Source organism: Acinetobacter sp. YH16038 (assembly GCF_013417275.1).
Taxonomy (GTDB): Bacteria; Pseudomonadota; Gammaproteobacteria; order Pseudomonadales; family Moraxellaceae; genus Acinetobacter.
Genome location: NZ_VPEG01000014.1, coordinates 78,106 through 100,582, shown reverse-complemented (window position 1 = coordinate 100,582; position 22,477 = coordinate 78,106). Strand labels below are relative to the sequence as shown.

The following is a 22,477-nucleotide window of genomic DNA, read 5'->3' as shown; positions in this document are numbered from 1 at the left end:
ATCATGAAAACTGAAGTGGTTGATAAAAAAACAGAAAAGTTATGGCTGAAAAAAGTCATTGTTTACCTCATATTGATATTGATGGTCTTTATCAGTGCGGTATTTGTCGTCTTCCAGGTCTTTGAATACCGTCAGGATAACCGCAAACTGAGTGCCTATCTGCGTGAACGGGATGACCTGAATGCAGAGTGGGGACGTTTGCTGATTGAACAGCAGACTTTCGGTGCGACCGCGCAGATTGGTACCCGTGCAGTGACCCAGTTAAGGATGTATTCACCTCCGATTTCACAGAGTGTCGTGATTTCCTTACCACAACCTTCAGATGAGAAAAAATAAGGCTAGCGCTCGAACATGGTAGACAAGAGAAAGAAGCAACCGGTACGTAAAAAGCAGTCCGTCACCGAGAAAAATGCCTTAAATGTTTATATCAACCGTTTTTACATCATGTGGGCCGTGGTGCTGCTGTGTTTTGTGACACTGATCGGCCGAGCTTTCTATGTGCAGATTATTAATAAGGATTTTCTGCAAAATAAAGCCAATGCCAATATTCTGCGAACCAATACCATCAAGGCCATGCGTGGCGTAATTTATGATCGTAATGGTATTCCGCTGGCGATCAGTACGCCGATTATGAAAATCGTGATTGACCCACGTGACTATTTTGATAATAAAAAACTCTATGATGAAACCATGCTGGCACTACAGAAAGAGCCGAATAGCCGTAAACTGAAACGTCAACTCCCAGATAAAAACCTGAATCTGGATGAGCTGGCTGATGCAGTGGGTATGGATCGTGCTGAATTGCGCAAAAAGATGGAAGAGCGTCCACGTTCACGTTATCTGATCCTGAAAAAAGAAGTGCCGCCACAACAGGCGGAACTGATCATGAAGCGTAATTTCCAAGGTGTGTATACCGAGAAAAACTATAAGCGCTATTATCCTCAGCCCCAGCCAAATTCCCAGATTATTGGTCTGACCAATAGTGAGGGAATTGGGATCGAAGGTCTGGAGATGCAGCTGAATACCCGTCTTGCCGGTCAGGATGGTGAACAGCAGATTATCCGTGACAAAAAAGGCAACCGCGTTAAAGAACCGGAAGTGATTAAAGAAGTTGAGCCAGGTGAAAACATTACCCTGAGTATCGACTCACGTTTACAGTACATTATGTATCGTGAACTCACTGCAGCAGGCGTCGCCAATAATGCCCGCTCCGCAACAGCGATTGCAGTCGACGTCAAAACCGGTGAAATTCTGGCAATGTCTTCTTGGCCCTCTTATAACCCGAATGACAAGAATGGCTTATTAAATAAAGACGCAATGCGTAACCGTGGCGCTGTCGATTCCTTCGAGCCGGGTTCAACCATGAAGCCGCTAACTGTGGCGATGGCTCTAGAGAGCGGGAAATATACGGCCAATTCGGTCATTAATACGAGTCCAGGTAGTATGCGGGTCGGAAACCACACTATTCGTGATACGCATAACTATGGTCAGTTGACATTGGGTGGGATTATCCAGAAATCATCAAACGTCGGTGTAGCTAAATTAGCTTTGTCACTGCCGTATGAAACTTTACCGACTTTCTATAAACGTCTGGGTTTTGGTCAGCGTTCCGCAGTGAAATTTCCGGGTGAAAGTTCTGGTTTGATTCTGCCGCCAAGTAAATGGAATGTGTCTGAAGTAGCAACCATGGCCTATGGTTATGGTCTGAATGCGACTGTGCTGCAATTGGCTGATGCCTATGCCATGCTGGCGAACAAAGGTGTGAAAGTGCCTTTAAGTCTATATAAGTTAGAAGAACAGCCACAAGGCGAGCAGATGATTGATCCACAAATCGCAGAACAGGTTCTGCTAATGATGGAAACAGCAACTTTGCCTGGTGGTACAGCAACCCGTGCAACCGTACCTGGTTATCGTGTTGCAGGTAAAACGGGTACTGCGCATAAATTGCGTGCCGACCGTAAAGGCTATTCAACCAGTGAATACCGTGCCTTATTTGCCGGTGTAGCACCCGTGAGTGATCCGCGTATTGCTATGGTGGTGGTCGTGGAAAATCCACAAGGGTCTTATTATGGTGGTATGGTATCTGCACCTGTCTTTGCCCGTGTGATGCAGGAATCTTTACGCCTGCTAAATGTCCCGTTGGACAAACCTTTAGAATCTCCCAAAGTCCAGTAAATAGGTGATCAATGTCCATTACATTTCAAGATCTCTACGCCGTTCAAGAACCTGCTGAATGGATGCGACAATCCTTTCAGGGTTTCGAACTGGACAGTCGCAAAGTTAAACTGGGGCAAATTTTTATTGCTCTGACCAGCTTGTCTCAACCTGAAAAAACCGCAGAATATGCCAAGAAAGCCCTGTCATTAGGCGCGTTAGCAGTGATTTCAGAACAAGAGCTGGGTGTTACTCCAGCTTTGGTAGTACCCAATGTCCGTCACTTGATGGGCGAATGGCAGAAGCGCTATCTGCAAGCGACTCAGCCAGTTAAGGCTACCCGTATTCTGGCCGTGACCGGCACCAATGGTAAAACCACGATTTCCCGTCTGGTTGCTGAGTTGCTGATGCTGCAAGGCAAAGCCTGTGCAGTTATGGGGACTACAGGGAATGGTATTTTGCCGAATCTGGAAGCCTCTTCTCATACCACACTGGATGCCCTGCAATTGCAAAATGCCTTGCATGCCTATGCACAGGCAGGTGCGGAATTTGCTTCCATTGAAGCGAGTTCGCATGGTCTGGAGCAGGGCCGTTTGAATGGTTGTGCGATTGAAATTGCGGCTTATAGTAATTTAAGTCGTGACCATCTCGACTATCACGGTACGCTGGAAGCTTATGCAGAAGCAAAATCGCGTTTATTCAGCTTTGAATCTCTGAAAGTTGCAGTCATCAATATTGATGACGCACATGCAGAGGTGATGCTGAATACTGCAAAAGCCAATCCGAATCAGCCGAAAATTCTGACTTATTCTTTGTCGCAAGCAGCTGATTATCAGGTTCAGGATATCCAGTACAGTATTTCCGGTGCTGAATTCAAACTGATCACTGCACAAGATACATTTACTGTGCATAGTCCTTTGCTGGGTCATTTTAATATCGAAAATCTGGTTGCCAGCCTGGTTGTGGCAGAGCAAGCCGGTTTTGCATTAGCCGATTTAATCGCAACTGTGCCCGAGCTGAAAGGTGCCCCAGGCCGTATGCAGGTCATTCGTGATGATGAGCGTTTATTTGTTGTGGATTATGCACATACTCCAGATGCCCTCACTCAGGTCTTGCTTACGCTGAAGCGCCATGTCAGTCAAAAACTCTGGGTTGCTTTTGGTTGTGGCGGTGACCGTGATCGTGGCAAACGCCCGCTGATGACTCAAGCGGCCCTCGAAGGTGCTGATATTGCAGTGCTGACTTCGGACAATCCACGTACTGAAGATCCAAACCAGATTTTCGCTGACATGAAGCAGGGTATCGATTTTTCAGGCAAAACCTATCATGAAACTCATGACCGTCGTGAAGCAATCCGCTTTGTAGTCGACCAGGCACAGCCAGGTGACATTGTGGTGATTGCCGGTAAAGGACACGAAAATTATCAGGAGATTGATGGGGTGCGACATTGGTTTGATGATGTGGTCGAGGTACAGGCCGCGATTGATGCCCAGCATCACAACCGTGATTTAGCATTTCCAGCGCATTAGGATTTTACATGCATACTTCAACAACAAGTACCGTGCCTCTAGAGCCATGGACAATTGAACAGTTACAGCAAGCCACTCAGGGTTATTGGCTGAATGATAAAAAACCTGAAGGCCAGATTAAGCGGATTTTAACTGATTCCCGTCATGCCGAAGCAGGTGACGCTTTTCTGGCACTTAAGGGTGAGCGTTTTGATGCGCATGACTTTATTGCTCAAGTGGCTGAGAAGGGCTGTGGAATCGCGATTGTCAGCCAACCTGTTGACGCAGATATTTGCCAGCTAGTAGTTGAAGACACTCGTCTGGCACTGGGTCATCTTGGCGCTTATCGTCGTCAACAAAACTCACAGCTTAAAGTCATTGCTTTGACTGGCAGTAGCGGTAAAACCACGACCAAGGAAATGCTGGGCAGTATCCTGTCACGTCTGGCACCGACTTTAGTCACTCGCGGTAACCTGAATAATGATTTGGGTGTCCCAATGATGTTGCTGGAACTGCGTGCTGAACATCAGTATGCGGTGATGGAGCTGGGTGCGAGCCATCAAGGTGAAATTGATTACACTTCCAATCTGGTACAGCCTCATGTGGCCGGTATCATTAATATCGGTACTGCACACTTAGGTGAGTTTGGTGGCCGTGATGGGATTTGTCGCGCTAAATCTGAAATCTACTCACATATTTCTGAAACTTCGATTGTGCCTGCAGCGGATGATTATGCCGAGCAGATTCGTGCAGCCGTCAAAACCGAGAAGACTCTAAGTTTTGGTCAGGGCGGTGATGTCTATGCAACTGACGTAGAACTACATCCGCAATCTGCGACTTTCACGTTAAATACACCACAAGGCACTATAACTGTAAATCTGCCATTTGCTGGTGAACACAATGTGCAGAACGCAACTGCAGCAGTGGCTTTCTCTTTGGCGATTGGTATTAGTCTGGATGATATCGTGGCTGGCCTTGAACAGGCTGTTGGTGCCAAAGGTCGTTTGAACTTTATTCCACACAAAGATTTTTTATTTATTGATGATACCTACAATGCCAATCCAAGCTCGATGCGTGCAGCGGCTGAAGTTTTAGCGCAGCAGCAGGGTATTCGAGTGATGGTGACCGGTGATATCGGTGAACTGGGTTCATCTGCCGCGATCGAGCATTATAAACTTGGTCGGGATCTGGTATCGGTCAAAGGCATTAATTTTGTGGTGGCTGTGGGTGAATTTGCTCCAGCTGCACAAGAAGGTGCACGTGGTACGCAATATGGTAAGAAGATGCAGGCTTTCCTCAATCAGGAGCAGGCTTTACCATTTTTAATTGATTTGATTGAAACACATCATCCCCAGCCAATGTCTTTTCTATTTAAAGGGTCGCGTTTTACCCATATGGAAACATTAATGGCTGCATTGATGGAGAAACTCTAAATGCTGTTATGGCTATTTGACCAGCTGGCGGGCTTTGATAGCACGTTTCAGGTGGTTCGTTATTTAACTTTACGTGCTTTGCTCAGCGTTTTGACTGCTATGACTATCGGTTTGGTCTTGGGTCCGATCATGATTCGCAAATTGCAGGCACTAAAATATGGTCAGGCAGTAAGTTCGTTTGCTCCTGAGAATCATGCCAAGAAAATGGGTACACCGACCATGGGTGGGGTACTAATCCTGCTCTCAATCGGGATCTCCACCTTACTGTGGGCGGACCTGACGAATCCTTATGTCTGGATCGTGCTCTCGGTGATGGTGATTTTTGGTGCCGTTGGTTGGGCGGATGACTGGATTAAAATCCGTTATAAAGACAATGCCGGTCTACCTGCACGCAAGAAATTCTTCTGGACATCAGTGGGTTCTTTGGGTGCTGGTATTGCACTGTATGTGATCGCACAGCAGCAACCGAATCCGGTTGTGACTGCCAACATGCTGGATGTGTTGATTCCATTCTTTAAGGATCACACCATTCCATTGTCTGTGATTCCGCTGGGAATTGGCTTCATTATTTTCACTTACTTCGTGATTAATGGCGCATCCAATGCCGTGAACCTGACCGATGGTCTGGATGGTCTGGCGATCATGCCAATTGTCCTGGTTGCAGCCGGTTTAGGGGTGTTTGCTTATCTGGCAGGCGATGTACGTTTCGCTAACTACTTACATATTCCTTATGTGAAATATTCTTCTGAACTGGTAGTCATCTGTGCTGCGATGATTGGTGCCGGTCTGGCATTCCTCTGGTATAACGCTCATCCAGCTCAAGTGTTTATGGGTGATGTGGGTGCGTTATCTTTAGGTGCGATGCTGGGTACGATTGCCGTAATGGTACGTCAGGAAATCGTGTTTGCGATTATGGCAGGTGTATTCCTGGTGGAAGCGATTTCAGTCTTCCTGCAAATCGGTTCATTAAGAATGCGTAATAAACGGGTATTCCTGATGGCACCTTTGCATCACCATTATGAAAAGAAAGGTTGGCGTGAAACTCAAGTCGTCATCCGTTTCTGGATTATTACGATTATGCTGGTAGTTTTGGGTCTAATGACCTTAAAATTACGCTAAGAAATGCATTTGAAAAAGTCGGCGCATGCCGGCTTTTTTGTTTTGGAGAAATTAAAAAATGAACCTACTGATGTGTCCTGTTTGTCGTGAGCAGTTGCGCTTAAATGAACGTACATGGCGCTGTGACAATCAGCATAGCTATGATGTGGCCAAGCAGGGTTATGTGAACCTGCATGTGGTGCAGCATAAACATAGTAAAAATCCGGGCGATACGCCTGAATCTGTGCAGGCACGCCGTGCATTTCTGAGTGCAGGCCATTATGCGCCTTTGCAACAGGCTGTGGTCAAGAAAATCCGTGAGCTGCGGATTGAAAATCTGCTCGATATTGGTTGTGGTGAAGGCTATTACACCAATGCCATGCAGGCTGAAGTTATGCAATGTGTCGGCGTAGATATTGCCAAAAATGCAGTTCAGGTTGCAGCTAAACTGAATAAAGAAATTACCTGGGTGGTAGGGACAGGGGCAACCTTGCCGGTACTGGATCAATCCATTGATCTGTGTACCAGTTTATTTAGCCCAATTCCGAAACAGGAAATCTTGCGGGTATTAAAGCCAAAATCTTATTTGATGGTAGTGACACCTGCACCACAACATTTGTATGCGATGCGGGAAGCCTTATTTGAGGAAGTGAAAGCGCATGAACCACATAAATTTGTCGAACAGTTGCAGGATGCATTTAATCTGGTAACTGAACAGGTGATTGATGCGCCATTGACTTTGACCCAAGCGGATTTAAAAAACCTGATTGCTATGACTCCCTATGCTTATAAAGCTAAACCTGAACGCCGTCTGGCACTTGAGCAGCAGGATCAATTCGATTTAATGGCCCAATTCCAGATTTATGTATTTCAGAAGAAGTAAATCGGGCATTTAGAAATAAAAAATCCCTCAATAATGAGGGATTTTTTATTGGTTCAGATTATTCAATTTCTTCAATCAAGTTTTCCAAAGGATCCACCACCCGATTTGGCTGTAGTGGCTGGTCTCTTGGTGCCACTCTTTCATCATCCGGTATGCGAATTTCCTGATCAGGCAAATCTTCAAAATCATTGCTTTGTCGTTTAGGTGCTACAACCGGGGCAGGGCGATATAGAGGCGTCGCTAAAGGTGGAGAAGACGGATCATACTGTTCCTGCTCACCTTGCACTACTTTATTACGGTTAATTGGTGCTTTAGCATTACGATCTAGGCGAACCCAAGCTTCTGGTGTGCCTTTTAAGGCATTCCCCATAAAGTCGGTCCAAATTGGCAAGGCTGCTACGCCACCGTATTCACGTCGACCTAAACTCTTCGGCTGATCAAAACCGACCCAGGCAACGGTGACCAGTTTGCCATTAAAACCTGCAAACCAGGCATCTTTGGCATCATTGGTGGTACCGGTTTTACCCCCAATATCGCTACGACCAATTCTTAAAGCAGCACGCCCCGTACCATGTTGAATCACATCACGCAAGATATTGGCCATATCATAAGCAGAGCTAGATTTTAGAATACGTTCTGCCTGACGGTAATTACTGTCTTCAGCCGAGATTTTTGGTGTCTCTGGTTTCTGTGCTAAGGTTTTGTTATTGATTTCAATTGCTTCATCATCAGGAGTGAGTGCGCCTGTTGGTTGAGGACTTTCTTCCTGAGCATTAATACACGAGATACAAGCATATTCAGGCTTAGCCTCAAAAATAGTCTTACCATAGGCATCTTCGATACGCGTAATAAAATGTGGCTGAATCCGATAACCGCCATTGGCGAACGTAGCATAACCAGTGGCCATTTGGATTGGTAAAACCTGAGGTGTACCTAAAGCAATGGTGTAGTTACGTGGAATCTGGTTATCCTGCAAGCCAAAATCCATAAATAACTGACGTGTACGCTCAATACCAACGGTTTGTAATAGACGAACTGAGACTGTGTTACGTGACAGATATAAAGCACGACGTAAAGGAATCATCCCTAAATAACGGCCATCCGAATTACGCGGACTCCATTTACCAATAGTAATCGGTGCATCATTGACCATAGTGTGTGGAGTCATACCACGTTCTAAAGCCAGAGCGTAAACGAAGGGTTTAATAGTTGAACCCGGCTGACGCCAGCCTTGAGTCGCACGGTTAAATTTGGATTGATAAAAATTATAACCACCCACAATGGCTTCAATCGCACCATTATTCGGGTTCAATGCAATTAATTGGCCCTGTACCTGAGGCGTTTGTACCAGTGCCCAAGAACTTTTATTCTCGTTAGGTCTTAAACGAACAATATCTTTAACTTTGACAATCTGTGATGCTCTGCTTGGTGCAGCACCTACACTATCTGCACTACGATAAGGACGGGCCCAGGACATGCCTGACCAAGGCACAGTTACGGTTGTACCATCCTGCATCAACGCTTCAAAGCTATTATTATTGACCTTGGTCACTTCAGCAGGATAAGTATTGGCATAGACACGGAAATTTTGCAGGGGCTGATCATGAGCTTCGGCACCTCGCCAGCCATGACGACGATCATAAGCTTCTAAACCGTCCTGTACCGCCTGTTCAGCATAAGCCTGACGTTCACTATGGATCGTCGTGTAGACTTTATAACCTGAATCTATGGCCTGTTCACCAAAATTTTCTACCAGTTCGGAGCGAACCATTTCACCGACGTAGGGAAATTTGTTACGCGTACTGCGGTCAGGCATATCCAGGTTAATCGGTTCAGCAATGGCTTCCTGATATTGGCTTTGATTCAGATACCCCAATTGCAGCATGCGACCTAAAATCCAGTTACGGCGTTCTAATGCACGTTTAGGGTTGGCCACCGGATTATAACGAGAAGGTGCTTTAGGTAGGCCAGCAATCATTGCCATTTGCGCAATCGAAAGCTCATCTAAACTTTTGTTGTAATAGATTTTCGCTGCTGCCGCAATGCCGTAAGCATTTTTCCCCAAGAAAATTTTATTGACATATAAAGTCAGAATTTCTTCTTTACTTAAATTCTGTTCTATTTTACGTGCCAGGAAAATTTCAGTCAGCTTACGCTTTAAAGTACGTTCGGGACTTAAATAGTAGTTTTTGGCGACCTGCATGGTAATGGTCGAACCGCCAGTCTGTACATCAGAGCCGGTAATAGTTTCACTGACTGCACGTCCTAAGCCTTTAAAGCTGATCCCGCTGTGTTCGAAGAAACTAGAATCTTCTGCAGCGAGGAAGGCGTGAATAAATTCTTTCGGAATCTGTTCATAATTCACAGGAACAGAAAGCTTGCCACCATACTCTGCAATGAGCTCATTATCTGAGCTAAAAACTTGTAAAGGCTTTAATAAAGGTGCCTTTTTAAGCGTAGACATTTCAGGCAAAGATGGGGCAATATAGAGATACATGCCATAGAAACCCATCGGAATTGAGATCAAAATAATGATAATGATCAAAAAAAATGGATGAACAAGGCCTGAACAAGATAGCTTTTTCATAACAAGTAAGTTTTAATAAGAGCTAATGGCAAACTAATTACCGGTCAGTATATCCTTTAGATATACATATTGTTAGATGAGTTATTGTATCTGTATAAAATTATAGGCCGGCACAGATTGGTGAGTTTGTTTTTATTGGGGATAAAAAAATAATAGGAATTGTATTGTGCGCAGGTTATATCGTAAGCCAAATAAGGGGTTAATAGGAGTCGATATTAGTTCGACTTCTGTTAAAGTTTTAGAGCTCTCTGTAAAGAACGGTCGGTACTGGGTAGAAAGTTATGCTTTAGTCCCATTACCAGAAAGTAGTGTCGTTGAAAAAAATATTTTAAATCCAGAAGCGGTGGGTGATGCGTTGGGGCGTGCGATTAATTTGGCCAATACCCAGTCCAGTCAGTCAGCCTTTGCGATTCCAACTTCTATGGTCATCACCAAGATCATCGAAATGGATGCCGATATGTCGGATGATGAACGTGAAATTCAGATTCGTGAAGATGCCGAACAATATATTCCTTTCCCACTTGATGAAGCCAGTCTGGACTTTGAAGTTCTGCCAGACCGTTTAACCAATCCGAACCGGGTCAATGTCCTGTTAGTAGCGACCCGAATCGAAAATGTTGAAGCGCGTTCTGAAGTACTGCAAATTGCCAACCTCAATCCAAAAATTGCAGATGTCGAAAGTTTTGCATTAGAAAATGCATTCAAGGTGTTTTCGGATACCTTGCCGATGGGAGTAAATACTGTCGGGATCCTGGATATTGGTCATAGTATGACGACTTTATCCGTCATGCAGAATAACAAGATCATTTATACTCGTGAGCAGGTTTTTGGTGGTAAGCAGCTGACCCAGGAAATCCAGAACCGTTATGGATTGTCTTTTGAGGAAGCAGGGCGTGCTAAAAAAACCCGTGCCTTACCCGATGATTATGACATCGAAGTGCTGGAGCCTTTCCTGGATGCCGTGGTGCAACAGGCAGCGCGTTCATTACAGTTCTTCTTCTCTTCATCTCAGTTTAACGAGATTGACCATATTTTATTGGCAGGGGGGAATGCCAATATTCCAGGTCTGGCAAAACTATTACAGCAAAAACTCGGCTACCGGGTCACAATTGCCAATCCATTCCTGCAAATGGGCTTTTCTTCTCAAATTGATATTAAAAAAATTGAAAATGACGCGTCCTCACTCATGGTTGCATGTGGTTTGGCATTGAGGAGTTTTGATTAATGGCAAAGATTAACTTACTCCCTTGGCGCGATGAGCTAAGAATTAAAAGAAATAATGAATTTGTAGCGATTTGCGCAGGGGCACTTTTTCTAGGATTGGCAGCAGCAGGTTCAACCTGGTTCTATTACGATCAAAAACTTCAGGATCAGGAACAGGCCAATCAGCTGGTGGTCAGTACTAACCAGAATCTGGATGTACAGCTGAAAGCATTGGATGGTTTACAAGACCAGCGTAATGCAATTGTTGAACGTATGAAGCTGATTCAGGGTTTACAGACTCAACGGCCGATCGCAGTTCACCTGATTGATGAAATTGTACGGGTTACACCAAGCAATATGTACATTACCAAATTCCAGCGTACCGGCGATAAATTCACCATTGAAGGTAAGGCGGAAAGTCCGAATACAGTGGCTGAATTGCTACGTAATCTGGAAGCTTCCACCTGGTATCGTAATGCATTTATGAATGCTTTTCTGGTTGCTGAAGAGCCAAAAGATAAAGCGCCATCCTCAGTGATTCCTCGAGTAGAAGAATCTTATGGCAGCTTTACGGTCACGGTTGATCTGGATCAAATTGCTGAGCCAACACTTAAAGAAGGACAAACACCAGCCACAACTACAGCGGAGGCATCATCATGAGTAATGACGGATTCGATGAATTAAGCCAAGACGTAGTGGCTGTTCCTAGAAAAAAAATGACAGTTGAGAAATTCTTTCAACAATTCAATACACTAGATCCAAATAATTATGGTAGCTGGCCATTATCAGTCAAAATTACCTGCTGGATCTTTATTGTTATTCTGGTTTTTATGCTGGGGTATTTCGGGTTTATTCGCGGCAAGATAGAAGCAATTTCACAAGCCAGTGCTCAAGAACAAAACCTGTTAAATGAATTCCGGGAAAAGGAATCCAAGCTGCGTAATTTACAGCAGTATCAGATTCAGTTGCAGGAGATGGAAGCACGTTTTAATCAGCAATTGGAACAATTGCCGAAAGAAACTGAAATTCCAGGTCTGGTGGAAGATATTAACCTGAGTGGAGTGAACTCTGGACTGAAATTCAAGAATATTCGTCTTGAACCTGAAATCAAGCAGGAATTCTTTATTGAACAGCCAATCGCGATTGAAGCCACTGGGGATTATCATGCCTTTGGTTCTTTTGTGAGCAGTATTGCAGGGCTTTCGCGCATCGTTACACTGCATGATTTCACCATTACAGGAACTGAAAATAAAGAAAAGAAATCTGAAATTCCTGTTATTGATTATGTAGTGAAAGCGAAAACCTACCGTTATGTAGGCAATGCAGATGCTTCATCTACTTCAGCTACAACTGATACGCAGGGAGCTCAGTAATGAATATCATTAAAATTACTTCAGCTTTAACGCTCGGATTTTTATTGGTGGGTTGCGAATCAAGAATTGATGCAGTCAATCAGGAAATGGCCAATATTCGTAATCAACCACCATTACCAATTGAACCGGCGCCGGATTTTATTCCGACAGAAATGTTTAATTATGCAGCTCATCAGCTGAAAAGTCCTTTCCTGCCAAGCTCTTTAGCAGCCGAATTGAAAATTATGGCAGGTAAGCGGGTTTATCCAAACTTGTCACGCCAATTACAGCCTTTAGAGAGTTATCCACTGGAAACTTTAAGCATGAAAGGCAGTATGCGGAATCAGGCGGGGCAGATTCTGGCTTTGATTCAAACGCCTGATGGGGAAATTGAACGGATACAACGTGGCAGCTATATGGGACTTAATCACGGTCGTGTAACGAGAATTACGCCGACACAGATTGACTTGATTGAGATTATTCCAGATGGCCGTGAGGGATATGTGGAACGTCCACGAAGTCTGGTTTTGATTGGGCCAGCGCCATAAGTTTTAAGGAATAAAAATGAATAAGAGTATTAAAGAATTTATTTTTGGGGATGCTAATACAATGAATCATGTGTTTCGTCAGTTTTCTATGGGGGCTGTCGCGATTGCTGTGATGCAAGCAGCGAGTGCGCAAGTTTCAATGACCAATGTGGTGCCAATGCAGATTCCTGGACAGGGAACTGAAATCCGGGTGATGTTTAACGGTCTGCCACCTCAGCCTCAAGCTTATCAGCTTGAATCTCCATCACGCCTGATTCTGGATTTTAATGAGGCACAACAAAATCTAAAACAGTCTAGTATTCCAGTCGCAACTGCTGAAGCCAGTTCAGTGGATGTTAGCTCGGATGCACAGCGTTCTCGTTTGACAGTGAATCTTGCTAATGCAGGTGCATTTACGACGCGTGTGGAAGGCAATACCTTTATTTTAAAAATTAATTCTGCCACTCCAGTCGCTATTGCTCAGCCTGTACAACAGCAGGTCGCTCAGGGGATTACTAATATTGGTTTCCAGCGGGGTGCGCAAGGTGAAGGACTGGTGGTAATTGATCTGGCAGGTCAGAACACACCAGTCGATGTACAGCAGCAGGGAACCAAAGTGATTGTGCGGACTCTGGGCTCCAAGATTCCGGCACATTTGACCCGACGTTTGAATGTGAATGATTTTGCCACGCCTGTTTCAACCGTAGATGCAGTCAATCAAAATGGTTCAGGTGTAATTACTATTCAGTCTGCAGAAAGTTATGAATATATGGCTTTCCAGACGGATAATAAGCTGACGATTAGTTTGAAGCGTCCAGAAGTTAAGGGTCCATTACGTCCTAAATCAGTCGCTTATACAGGCAAGAAAATTTCCCTCGATTTCCAAGATATTGAAGTTCGTCGAGTTCTACAATTATTAGCCGATTTTACCGATATCAATATGGTTGCTGCAGATAGCGTACAGGGTAATATTACCTTACGCCTCAAAGAAGTGCCTTGGGATCAGGCTTTAGATATCGTGTTAAAAACCAAAAATCTGGATAAGCGTCGTAATGGTAATGTGATCTGGATTGCACCAGTGGCAGAACTAATTAAGGCCGAAGAAGAAGAAGCGAAAGCACTAGCACAGAGTGTTAAGCTTGCACCAATTCAAACTGAATATATGCAGCTCAGTTATGCAAAAGCAGCAGATATTGAAAAACTGATTACTCAAAATAAGAGTGCATCAGGATCAGGGAGCTCGAATAGCACAAGTAACGGTGATGATAGAGAAAGTTTACTAAGTTCACGTGGTTCTATCTCTATTGATGCTCGTACCAATACCATTATTGTGAATGATACCCAGCCTTTTATCGATAAAATCCGGAATATGGTGGATCTACTTGATGTACAAGTGAAACAGGTAATGGTTGAGGCACGTATCGTTCGTGCAACCACTGACTTTACTAAAGAAATGGGTGTGAAATGGGGAATCCTGTCTCAAGGGATTACCAATAATAATCACCTTCTTGTGGGGGGGAGTGATACTACCCTATGGGATTTGAGAGATCCTCAAGAAAGTGATTTAGGCGGATTTACCTATGATATTCAACGCCCAGATAACCTAAATGTGGATTTAGGTGTCACTAGTCAAGGTGCAAGCCGTATTGCTTTTGGCTTAATTAGCCTTTCTGATTTTATGCTGGATCTTGAACTTTCTGCGCTACAGGCAGATGGTTATGGTGAAGTAATTTCTACACCAAAAGTGCTCACTGCTGATAAGCAAAAAGCAACCGTTGCCTCTGGTTCCCAAATTCCTTATCAGTCCGCAGAAGGTGGTGGTGCGAATGCAGTTTCAACTACTGAATTTATTGATGCAACTTTAAGTCTGGACGTTACACCAAGTATTACCCCAGATGGCAAGGTACAGATGGAGTTGAATATTACCAGTGACTCACCAGGAAATCCGACACCCACTGGACAGTTAACGATAAATAAAAACCAGATCAATACTAATGTGCTGGTTGATAATGGTGAAACAGTAGTGTTAGGGGGTATTTTTGAGCAAGAAACTCGAAATGCACAAACTAAGGTGCCTTTCCTGGGCGATCTACCTTATTTAGGCCGTTTATTCCGTAAAGATGTAAAAGCGGACAACAAACGTGAGTTACTGATTTTTGTTACACCTCGAATTGTTAATGACAGTGTTTCAAGAAATCATTAATATATTTTGAATTTAACAAAATGAATAGGTGACTCCTTGCCAAGCAAAGAGTTTGAAACCCTGCCAAATATCTATTTGGTAGGGCCGATGGGGGCCGGTAAAACAACAGTAGGACGACATTTAGCAGAACTGTTAGGACGAGAATTTCTGGACAGCGATCATGAAATTGAGCGGAAAACAGGAGCTACAATTCCCTGGATCTTCGAAAAAGAGGGTGAAAAGGGTTTTCGTCATCGTGAAACTGTTGTCATTGATGAGTTAACCTCACGTCCACAGCTGGTGCTTGCGACTGGTGGTGGCGCAATTACTCAGGCTCCTAATCGGGATTATTTAAAGCAGCGAGGCATCGTTGTTTATCTTTACACTCCAGTTGAAATTCAGCTTCAGCGAACCTATCGCGACAAAAACCGTCCCTTGTTACAAGTCGAAAATCCTGAACAGAAACTCAGAGATCTGCTTGCAGTACGGGATCCATTGTACCGGGAAGTCGCACATTACATCATTGAGACCAATCAGGGAGCTGCACGAGATCTGGCGCAGCGTATTCTGAATCTCATCCTTCCAAAAAAATAAGTTCAGTTGAAAAAGTGGTTATCCCCTCATGAAAACCTTATATGTCGAACTCGGTGAACGCCGTTACCCCATTTTTATTGGCAGTAACTTGAATCCTCAGGAATTGCTTGAGCCTTATATTCATGGCAAAAAGGTGATGGTTGTCAGTAATGATACGGTGGCACCACTCTATCTGGATCGCTATAAGGCTGCATTAGAAAATTTGGGTAAAACTGTGGCGACCTGTATTTTGCCGGATGGTGAGAAATACAAAAATATTGAGCATCTAAACTTAATTTTTGATGCATTGCTTGAGGCAGGCTTTAACCGAGACAGTACGGTTCTGGCACTCGGTGGCGGTGTTATTGGAGATATGGCTGGTTTTGCTTCTGCCTGTTTCCAGCGCGGAGTATATTTTATTCAGGTGCCAACAACGTTACTTTCTCAAGTGGATTCTAGTGTAGGAGGTAAAACCGGTATTAATCATCCACTGGGTAAAAACATGATTGGTGCTTTCCAGCAGCCACAAGTGGTGCTGGCAGATATGTCGCAGCTATCTACGCTGCCAGATCGTGAGCTATCTGCCGGTTTGGCTGAAGTGATTAAATATGCCTTACTCGGAGATGAAGATTTTCTGGTCTGGTTAGAAGCCAATATGGAAGGTCTTATTGCCCGTGATGAGCAATTGCTGGCCGAAGCGGTTTATCGTTCTTGTGCACATAAAGCTCGTATTGTAGCCAATGATGAAAAAGAGCAGGGTGAGCGTGCTTTACTTAATCTCGGTCATACATTCGGTCATGCGATTGAGTCTTATCTGGGTTATGGTGAATGGCTGCACGGAGAAGCGGTAGCAACCGGTATGGTGATGGCAGCAGATTTATCCCATCGCATGGGCTGGATTTCATTAGAAGACCTTGAGCGTACAAAAAAAATCATTTCTCGTGCGCAATTACCTATTGTTTGTCCTAAAATCCCACTTGACGATTTCTTGGCTTACATGGCTCACGACAAGAAAGTTTTAAATGGGCAGCTTCGTCTTGTATTATTGCAGCAACTTGGAAAAGCGGTCATTACTCGAGACTTTGATGTCGAGTTGATGCAACAGGCGATTTTAGCTCATCAGGCATAGGTTTAAATTTTTATGACAGCATTACGTACCCCTTGGCAAAAGATTCAGCATTATTTCTGGCTGGTCTGTGGCGTATGCTGTCTATTTGCTGCCTTGGTTTTTTGGGCTATTACCGATACAGATGAAGTGGTAGAAGTAGAGAAGAAGCCGGAAACGGAAGTTGAATTACAGATTCAACCAGAAAAAGTGGCCTCAATGACCCATCTTGGTGCACTTTCTGATGAGGTTAAGCCTCTTGCTCTCAATACTCGGATTGTTGTCAATGTTAGTCATGAGCCTGAATTCCGCGGAACCAAATATATTGGTGAAGTAAAGAAACAGCATGCGATTGAGCTATTTCGTGTAGGTAATGAAGCCATTCTAAAAACCTTCCTGAAAAAGCAGCAGGATCGTAAGCCTTTTGTTTATTTAAGGCTTTCGGGTGAGAACCAGCCTGAACAATATGTATTGTTATATGGTCTGTATAAAACCGCAGCAGAAGCTCAACAGGCTTTATCAGTGCTCAATCTGAATCTGCCTAAATCCGTCCAGCCTAAAGTTGTGGCCATGCAACAATATGCCAGTCTAGTCAACAGTATGGGTTCGGAAGAACTGGCAAGTAATCAAAAACTTTATGAAATTCAGTTGAAAAATGTACCTTTACCGAAAGGCGATGAATCCGTACAGATAAGACCGAAAGCTCAACCTTCAGCACCTGTGGTCACCCCTAAAGAAAGCACCACGAGTACCACGATTGTTCGACGTGATCAGGAAGGTAATGTAGTGGATGTACAGAAATCTCAAAGTCATGTCGAAGGAAGTCCGCGCTCATCAAATGGCAATTCTCGACCTCAAGAAAACGAGATTAGTGATCCATTTAACTAGGCCGGTCTAAAATAGCGCACGGACACTTTATCTTTATTATAAATGTGCGCTTTTGGTGCAAAAAATACGCACCATAAATAATCATAATTTTCCTTTTGTAGGCTAAATCTTTGTCATTTGTGTTGTTTTGATTTTTGCTCCTTAAGTTGGCATGAAATTTGCTTTATTGGTGCATGAATTGAATTAATCTCCCTGTTTTGGCGCGAAAATGATTCGATGAATAGGCGTAATTGTCATCTTTGTTGCTTATTTTTATCTTATCCATCAGCAAAATGAATGTTATTTTTCATGCATTCCGTCTGAAAAAGGATTATGTTGAAAAGATACTCAATGATATTTTGCTCTATAAAGCTGCTTAGCTTGCCGAGTAAATCAGACAGTCACGCACAGCAGAATTTAGATTGTTTAATAGCCTATCGGGCTTAGTGAAAAGAAGGGTACGCTATGCACATGCCATCGCCTAATAATGTAGCTCCCGCTCAAGGTTTATACCAACCGGATGAGTTTAAAGATAACTGTGGTTTCGGTTTGATCGCCCATATGCAGGGTGATGCCAGTCATGATCTGGTCAAGACCGCAATTCATAGTCTAAGTTGTATGACCCACCGTGGCGGTATTGCTGCTGATGGCAAGACCGGTGATGGTTGTGGTCTATTGCTGGCAATGCCTAAAGAATTCTTCCGTGAAGAGGCCAAACGCTTAAGTGACATTACCTTAAGTGAGATTTTTGCTGTGGGTACAGTATTCCTGAATCTGGATCCAGCATTAGCCGCACATGCAAAACAAGTCCTGACGAAAGAAATTGAAGAAGAAGGCTGTCGCGTTATCGCATGGCGTGTTGTACCGACGAATAATGATGCGCTCGGTGAGATTGCAATGCAGTCTTTGCCGGCTTTTGAGCAGGTCATCGTGAACTGCCCAATCGGTGTGACTGAAGTTGAATTCAACCGTAAATTGTTCCTTGCGCGTCGTCGTGCTGAACAGCAGTTAACCAGTGATCCATACTTCTATGTGACGACCTTATGCTCAACTGTAATCAGCTATAAAGGTCTGATGATGCCAGCAGCGATTGCTGACTTCTATACTGACTTGGCTGATGAGCGTCTGGCATCACATATCGTGGTCTTCCATCAACGTTTCTCTACCAATACATTGCCACGCTGGCCACTGGCTCAGCCATTCCGTTACCTGGCGCACAATGGTGAGATCAACACTATTACGGCTAACCGTAACTGGGCAATGGCGCGTACGCCTAAATTTGAAAACCCATTACTGCCAGGTCTGACTGAGCTGAATCCAATCGTAAACCGTACTGGTTCAGATTCATCTAGTCTGGATAACATGCTGGAAATTCTAGTGGGTGGTGGTATGGATTTGTTCCGTGCGCTACGTATGCTGGTTCCACCTGCTTGGCAGAACGTTGAAACTCTGGATGCTGATTTACGTGCATTCTATGAGTTCAACTCTAAACATATGGAAGCATGGGATGGCCCTGCTGGTTTAGTTATCCAAGACGGTCGTCATGCAATCTGTATGCTAGATCGTAACGGCTTGCGTCCGGCACGTTGGGTCATCACTAAAAATGGCTACATTACACTGGCTTCAGAAATCGGTGTATGGGGCTATGAACCTGAAGATGTCATTTCTAAAGGACGTGTAGGTCCAGGTCAAATGCTGGTGATCGATACTTATACCGGTAAAGTATTAGATACTCAGGATGTGAATAATCACCTGAAACGTATGCGTCCGTACCGTGAATGGTTACGTGAAAATGCTGTACGTCTACAAGGTAGCCCTGAGCTGGAAGAATATCTATGTGAGCGAGGCTTGAAAGGTGACAACCTGAAAGCGGCACAGAAAATGTTCATGGTGACTTTCGAGGAACGTGACCAGTTGCTGCGTCCAATCGCTGAAAGCGGTCAGGAAGCTGTGGGTTCTATGGGTGATGATACCCCGATGGCGGTTCTGTCACGTCAGGTACGTCATGTATCAGACTATTTCCGTCAGCAGTTCGCTCAGGTAACGAATCCGCCAATCGATCCATTACGTGAATCGATTGTAATGTCACTAGAAACCTGTTTAGGTCGTGAACAAAACGTTTTCGAACAGGGTCCAGAACATGCAGACCGTCTGATTATTTCAAGTCCGGTCTTGTCTAATTCAAAAATGCATCAGATCCGTACGCTAGGTCGTACAGGTTATGAGATTGCGGATATTGATCTGAACTATGCTGAAACTGAAGGCTTAGAAGCTGCAATTGCTCGTATTTGCGAAGAATCAGCGCAAGCGATTCGTGACGGCAAAACTTTATTGGTACTTTCAGACAAGAAAATCCGTGAAGGTTACTTGCCAGCCAATGCTGTGATGGTCACTGGTGCAGTACATCATCATCTGATCAATACTGGTCTGCGTACTGATGCGAACCTGATTGTTGAAACCGGTTTTGCACGTGATCCACATCAATTTGCCGTTCTGCTTGGCTTTGGTGCGACAGCAATTTATCCATACTTAGCATATGACGTGATCAATGATCTGGTTGCTAAAGGTGAATTGCTGGGTGATCCAGTCTATGCACAAAACAATTTCCGTAAGGGGATTGAAAAAGGCCTGCTGAAAGTCCTGTCTAAGATGGGTATTTCAACTGTAGCTTCTTACCGTGGCGGTCAGCTGTTTGAAGCAGTCGGCCTATCTAATGAAGTTGTGGACAAATGCTTCGTAGGTGTTCCGAGCCGTATTCAGGGTGCAACTTTTGCTGACCTTGAGAATGACCAGAAGCAATTGGCAGATTTGGCATGGAAAAACCGTAAGCCAATCGATCAGGGTGGTATGCTGAAATTTGTCTTCGGCAAGGAATACCATGCGTTTAACCCAGATGTGATTAACTCATTGCATAAAGCAGTACGTTCTGGTAATTATGCGGACTTTAAAGAATATGCAGAGCTGGTAAATAATCGTCCGATTGCAACCATCCGTGACTTATTCAAGCTGAAAACTGACAACTCAATTCCAGTGGATCAGGTTGAGTCTGTAGAAGATATCCTGCCTCGCTTTGACTCTGCGGGTATGTCTTTGGGTGCACTATCTCCTGAAGCACACGAAGCGATTGCGATTGCCATGAACACCATCGGTGGTCGTTCTAACTCTGGTGAGGGCGGTGAAGATCCAGCGCGTTATGGCACGATTCGTAACTCGAAAATCAAACAAATTGCATCCGGTCGTTTTGGTGTAACCCCAGCGTACTTAACTTCAGCAGAAGTACTGCAAATTAAGGTAGCTCAAGGTGCAAAACCAGGTGAAGGTGGTCAGTTACCTGGTGGTAAAGTGAATGGTTTGATTGCCCGTTTACGTTATTCTGTTCCAGGTGTGACTCTGATTTCACCACCACCACACCATGATATCTATTCGATCGAAGATTTATCTCAGTTGATCTTTGACTTGAAACAGGTCAATCCGCAAGCGATGGTATCGGTGAAACTGGTATCTGAACCGGGTGTAGGTACGATTGCAGCAGGTGTTGCGAAAGCGTATGCCGATTTTATTACCATTTCTGGTTATGACGGTGGTACAGCAGCATCTCCATTGTCTTCGATTCACCATGCGGGTTCTCCATGGGAGTTAGGCTTAAGCGAAGCGCATCAAGCACTTCGTGTAAATGACTTACGTGGCAAAGTACGCGTTCAAACTGATGGTGGTTTAAAAACTGGTCTTGATGTAGTAAAAGCTGCGATCTTGGGTGCAGAAAGCTTCGGCTTCGGTTCAACACCAATGATTGCCTTAGGTTGTAAATACCTGCGTATCTGTCACTTGAATAACTGTGCGACCGGTGTTGCGACTCAGCAGGATCATCTGCGCCAAGAGCACTACATCGGCGAACCTCAAATGCTGATCAATTTCTTCACTTTCATTGCTGAAGAAACTCGCGAATGGTTGGCGGCACTTGGCGTATCTAGCCTGAAAGACCTGATTGGTCGTACCGACTTGCTGGAAATCCTGCCAGGTGAAACTGACAAACATGCTCACCTTGACCTGAGCAAACTGCTAGAGTCACATCCAGCAGCAGAAGGCAAAGCACAGTACTGTGAAGTACAGGGTAATGAACCATTTGATAAAGGTATTTTGGCTGAGAAAATGGTAGAAGAAATTCTGCCAGCGATCGAAGCAGGAACAGGTGGTGAATACAGCTTTACCGTAGGTAACTGTGACCGTTCAATTGGTGCGCGTCTGTCAGGTGAAATTGCCAAACGTTATGGCAACCTGAGTATGGAAGCACATCCAGTTAAAGTAAATCTGACTGGTACAGCGGGTCAGTCACTCGGTGTCTGGAATGCCGGTGGTCTGCATCTCAAACTGGAAGGTGATGCGAACGACTACGTGGGTAAAGGTATGGCAGGTGGCCGTATCTCGATTTTCCCGCCAAAAGGTTCTCCGTTCCAGACTCAAAATACTGCAATCATTGGTAATACCTGTCTGTATGGTGCGACTGGTGGTAAATTGTTTGCTGCAGGTACTGCAGGTGAGCGTTTTGCAGTTCGTAACTCTGGTGCCTTCGCCGTGATTGAGGGTGCAGGCGATCACTGCTGTGAATATATGACTGGCGGTATTGTGACTGTCCTAGGTAAAGTAGGTCATAACTTCGGTGCAGGTATGACCGGTGGTTTTGCTTATGTATTGGACCTGGACAATGATTTTGTAGATCATTACAACCATGAGTTGATTGAACTGAACCGTATCTCAACTGAAGCGATGGAAGAACATCAGACCTTTTTGCTTCGCATTTTAGATGAACATATTGCAGAAACAGGTAGTGCTTGGGCGTACAAGATCCGCCATGAGTTTGATTTCTATAGTCGTAAGTTCTGGCTGGTAAAACCAAAAGCAGCTAACTTGTTGACCTTGTTGAAAACAACTCAAGCTGATCCACAATAATTCCACTACTGCAGATATAGGCAGACCTAAGGTAATGCGAATAAAGCCTTGGGTCTAC

Annotated in this window: 16 protein-coding genes; 15 read left to right on the top strand and 1 reads right to left on the bottom strand. The window is 44.4% G+C overall.

Features of this window, described 5'->3' with window-relative positions; genetic code table 11:
• Nucleotides 1–3: 3 nt before the first annotated feature.
• The 6 genes from ftsL to FTV34_RS07985 are packed head-to-tail and all read left to right on the top strand — an operon-like array spanning nucleotide 4 to nucleotide 7,076.
• Nucleotides 4–336: a cell division protein FtsL gene (gene ftsL, locus FTV34_RS08010; protein ID WP_180069885.1), complete on the top strand. Its 333-nt coding sequence runs from the start codon at nucleotides 4–6 to the stop codon at nucleotides 334–336.
• A gap of 15 nt (nucleotides 337–351) precedes the next feature.
• A complete protein-coding gene (gene ftsI, locus FTV34_RS08005; protein ID WP_180002752.1) occupies nucleotides 352–2,175 on the top strand; it encodes a penicillin-binding protein PBP3 in 1,824 nt (607 codons plus the stop codon).
• An 11-nt stretch (nucleotides 2,176–2,186) separates the two neighbouring features.
• Nucleotides 2,187–3,683 (top strand): UDP-N-acetylmuramoyl-L-alanyl-D-glutamate--2,6-diaminopimelate ligase, encoded by a 1,497-nt coding sequence (locus tag FTV34_RS08000; RefSeq protein WP_180069884.1) that lies wholly within the window; start codon nucleotides 2,187–2,189, stop codon nucleotides 3,681–3,683.
• A gap of 8 nt (nucleotides 3,684–3,691) precedes the next feature.
• Entirely contained in the window at nucleotides 3,692–5,095 is a 1,404-nt protein-coding gene (murF, locus tag FTV34_RS07995; RefSeq protein WP_180069883.1) for a UDP-N-acetylmuramoyl-tripeptide--D-alanyl-D-alanine ligase, read from the top strand.
• On the top strand, nucleotides 5,096–6,214 hold the full coding sequence (mraY, locus tag FTV34_RS07990; RefSeq protein WP_180016598.1) for a phospho-N-acetylmuramoyl-pentapeptide-transferase: 1,119 nt from the start codon (nucleotides 5,096–5,098) through the stop codon (nucleotides 6,212–6,214).
• A 58-nt stretch (nucleotides 6,215–6,272) separates the two neighbouring features.
• On the top strand, nucleotides 6,273–7,076 hold the full coding sequence (locus tag FTV34_RS07985) for a putative RNA methyltransferase (RefSeq protein WP_180069882.1): 804 nt from the start codon (nucleotides 6,273–6,275) through the stop codon (nucleotides 7,074–7,076).
• A 58-nt stretch (nucleotides 7,077–7,134) separates the two neighbouring features.
• Here FTV34_RS07985 and ponA read toward each other — a convergent pair whose 3' ends face one another.
• Entirely contained in the window at nucleotides 7,135–9,663 is a 2,529-nt protein-coding gene (gene ponA / locus FTV34_RS07980) for a penicillin-binding protein PBP1a (RefSeq protein ID WP_180069880.1), read from the bottom strand.
• Nucleotides 9,664–9,829: 166 nt separating this feature from the next.
• Between ponA and FTV34_RS07975 the strand changes: the two genes are divergently transcribed.
• The 9 genes from FTV34_RS07975 (at nucleotide 9,830) to gltB (ending at nucleotide 22,419) form a co-directional block, all read left to right on the top strand.
• Complete coding sequence (locus tag FTV34_RS07975; RefSeq protein ID WP_180069878.1) at nucleotides 9,830–10,888, top strand: pilus assembly protein PilM; 1,059 nt, start codon at nucleotides 9,830–9,832, stop codon at nucleotides 10,886–10,888.
• Nucleotides 10,888–11,526, top strand: coding sequence for a PilN domain-containing protein (locus FTV34_RS07970; RefSeq protein WP_005233586.1), 639 nt, complete (start codon nucleotides 10,888–10,890; stop codon nucleotides 11,524–11,526). Before FTV34_RS07975 ends, FTV34_RS07970 begins: the two co-directional genes overlap by 1 nt.
• The gene (locus FTV34_RS07965) at nucleotides 11,523–12,239 is read left to right on the top strand and encodes a type 4a pilus biogenesis protein PilO (protein ID WP_034702183.1); all 717 of its coding nucleotides are present in this window, start codon (nucleotides 11,523–11,525) and stop codon (nucleotides 12,237–12,239) included. The genes FTV34_RS07970 and FTV34_RS07965 overlap by 4 nt, the downstream gene beginning before the upstream one ends.
• Complete coding sequence (locus FTV34_RS07960; protein WP_034169727.1) at nucleotides 12,239–12,766, top strand: pilus assembly protein PilP; 528 nt, start codon at nucleotides 12,239–12,241, stop codon at nucleotides 12,764–12,766. The genes FTV34_RS07965 and FTV34_RS07960 overlap by 1 nt, the downstream gene beginning before the upstream one ends.
• Nucleotides 12,767–12,782: 16 nt before the next feature.
• Nucleotides 12,783–14,948, top strand: a complete 2,166-nt coding sequence (gene pilQ / locus FTV34_RS07955) for a type IV pilus secretin PilQ family protein (RefSeq protein ID WP_180069874.1) — start codon at nucleotides 12,783–12,785, stop codon at nucleotides 14,946–14,948.
• 36 nt (nucleotides 14,949–14,984) lie between these two features.
• Nucleotides 14,985–15,521 (top strand): shikimate kinase AroK, encoded by a 537-nt coding sequence (gene aroK / locus FTV34_RS07950; protein WP_005233593.1) that lies wholly within the window; start codon nucleotides 14,985–14,987, stop codon nucleotides 15,519–15,521.
• 28 nt (nucleotides 15,522–15,549) lie between these two features.
• Nucleotides 15,550–16,629 carry a 3-dehydroquinate synthase gene (gene aroB, locus FTV34_RS07945; protein WP_180069871.1) on the top strand — a complete coding sequence of 360 codons (1,080 nt, stop codon included), beginning with the start codon at nucleotides 15,550–15,552 and terminating at the stop codon, nucleotides 16,627–16,629.
• A gap of 12 nt (nucleotides 16,630–16,641) precedes the next feature.
• The gene (locus FTV34_RS07940; protein ID WP_180069868.1) at nucleotides 16,642–17,493 is read left to right on the top strand and encodes a hypothetical protein; all 852 of its coding nucleotides are present in this window, start codon (nucleotides 16,642–16,644) and stop codon (nucleotides 17,491–17,493) included.
• Between the two features lie 450 nt (nucleotides 17,494–17,943).
• Nucleotides 17,944–22,419: a glutamate synthase large subunit gene (gltB, locus tag FTV34_RS07935; protein WP_180069892.1), complete on the top strand. Its 4,476-nt coding sequence runs from the start codon at nucleotides 17,944–17,946 to the stop codon at nucleotides 22,417–22,419.
• Nucleotides 22,420–22,477: the final 58 nt, after the last annotated feature.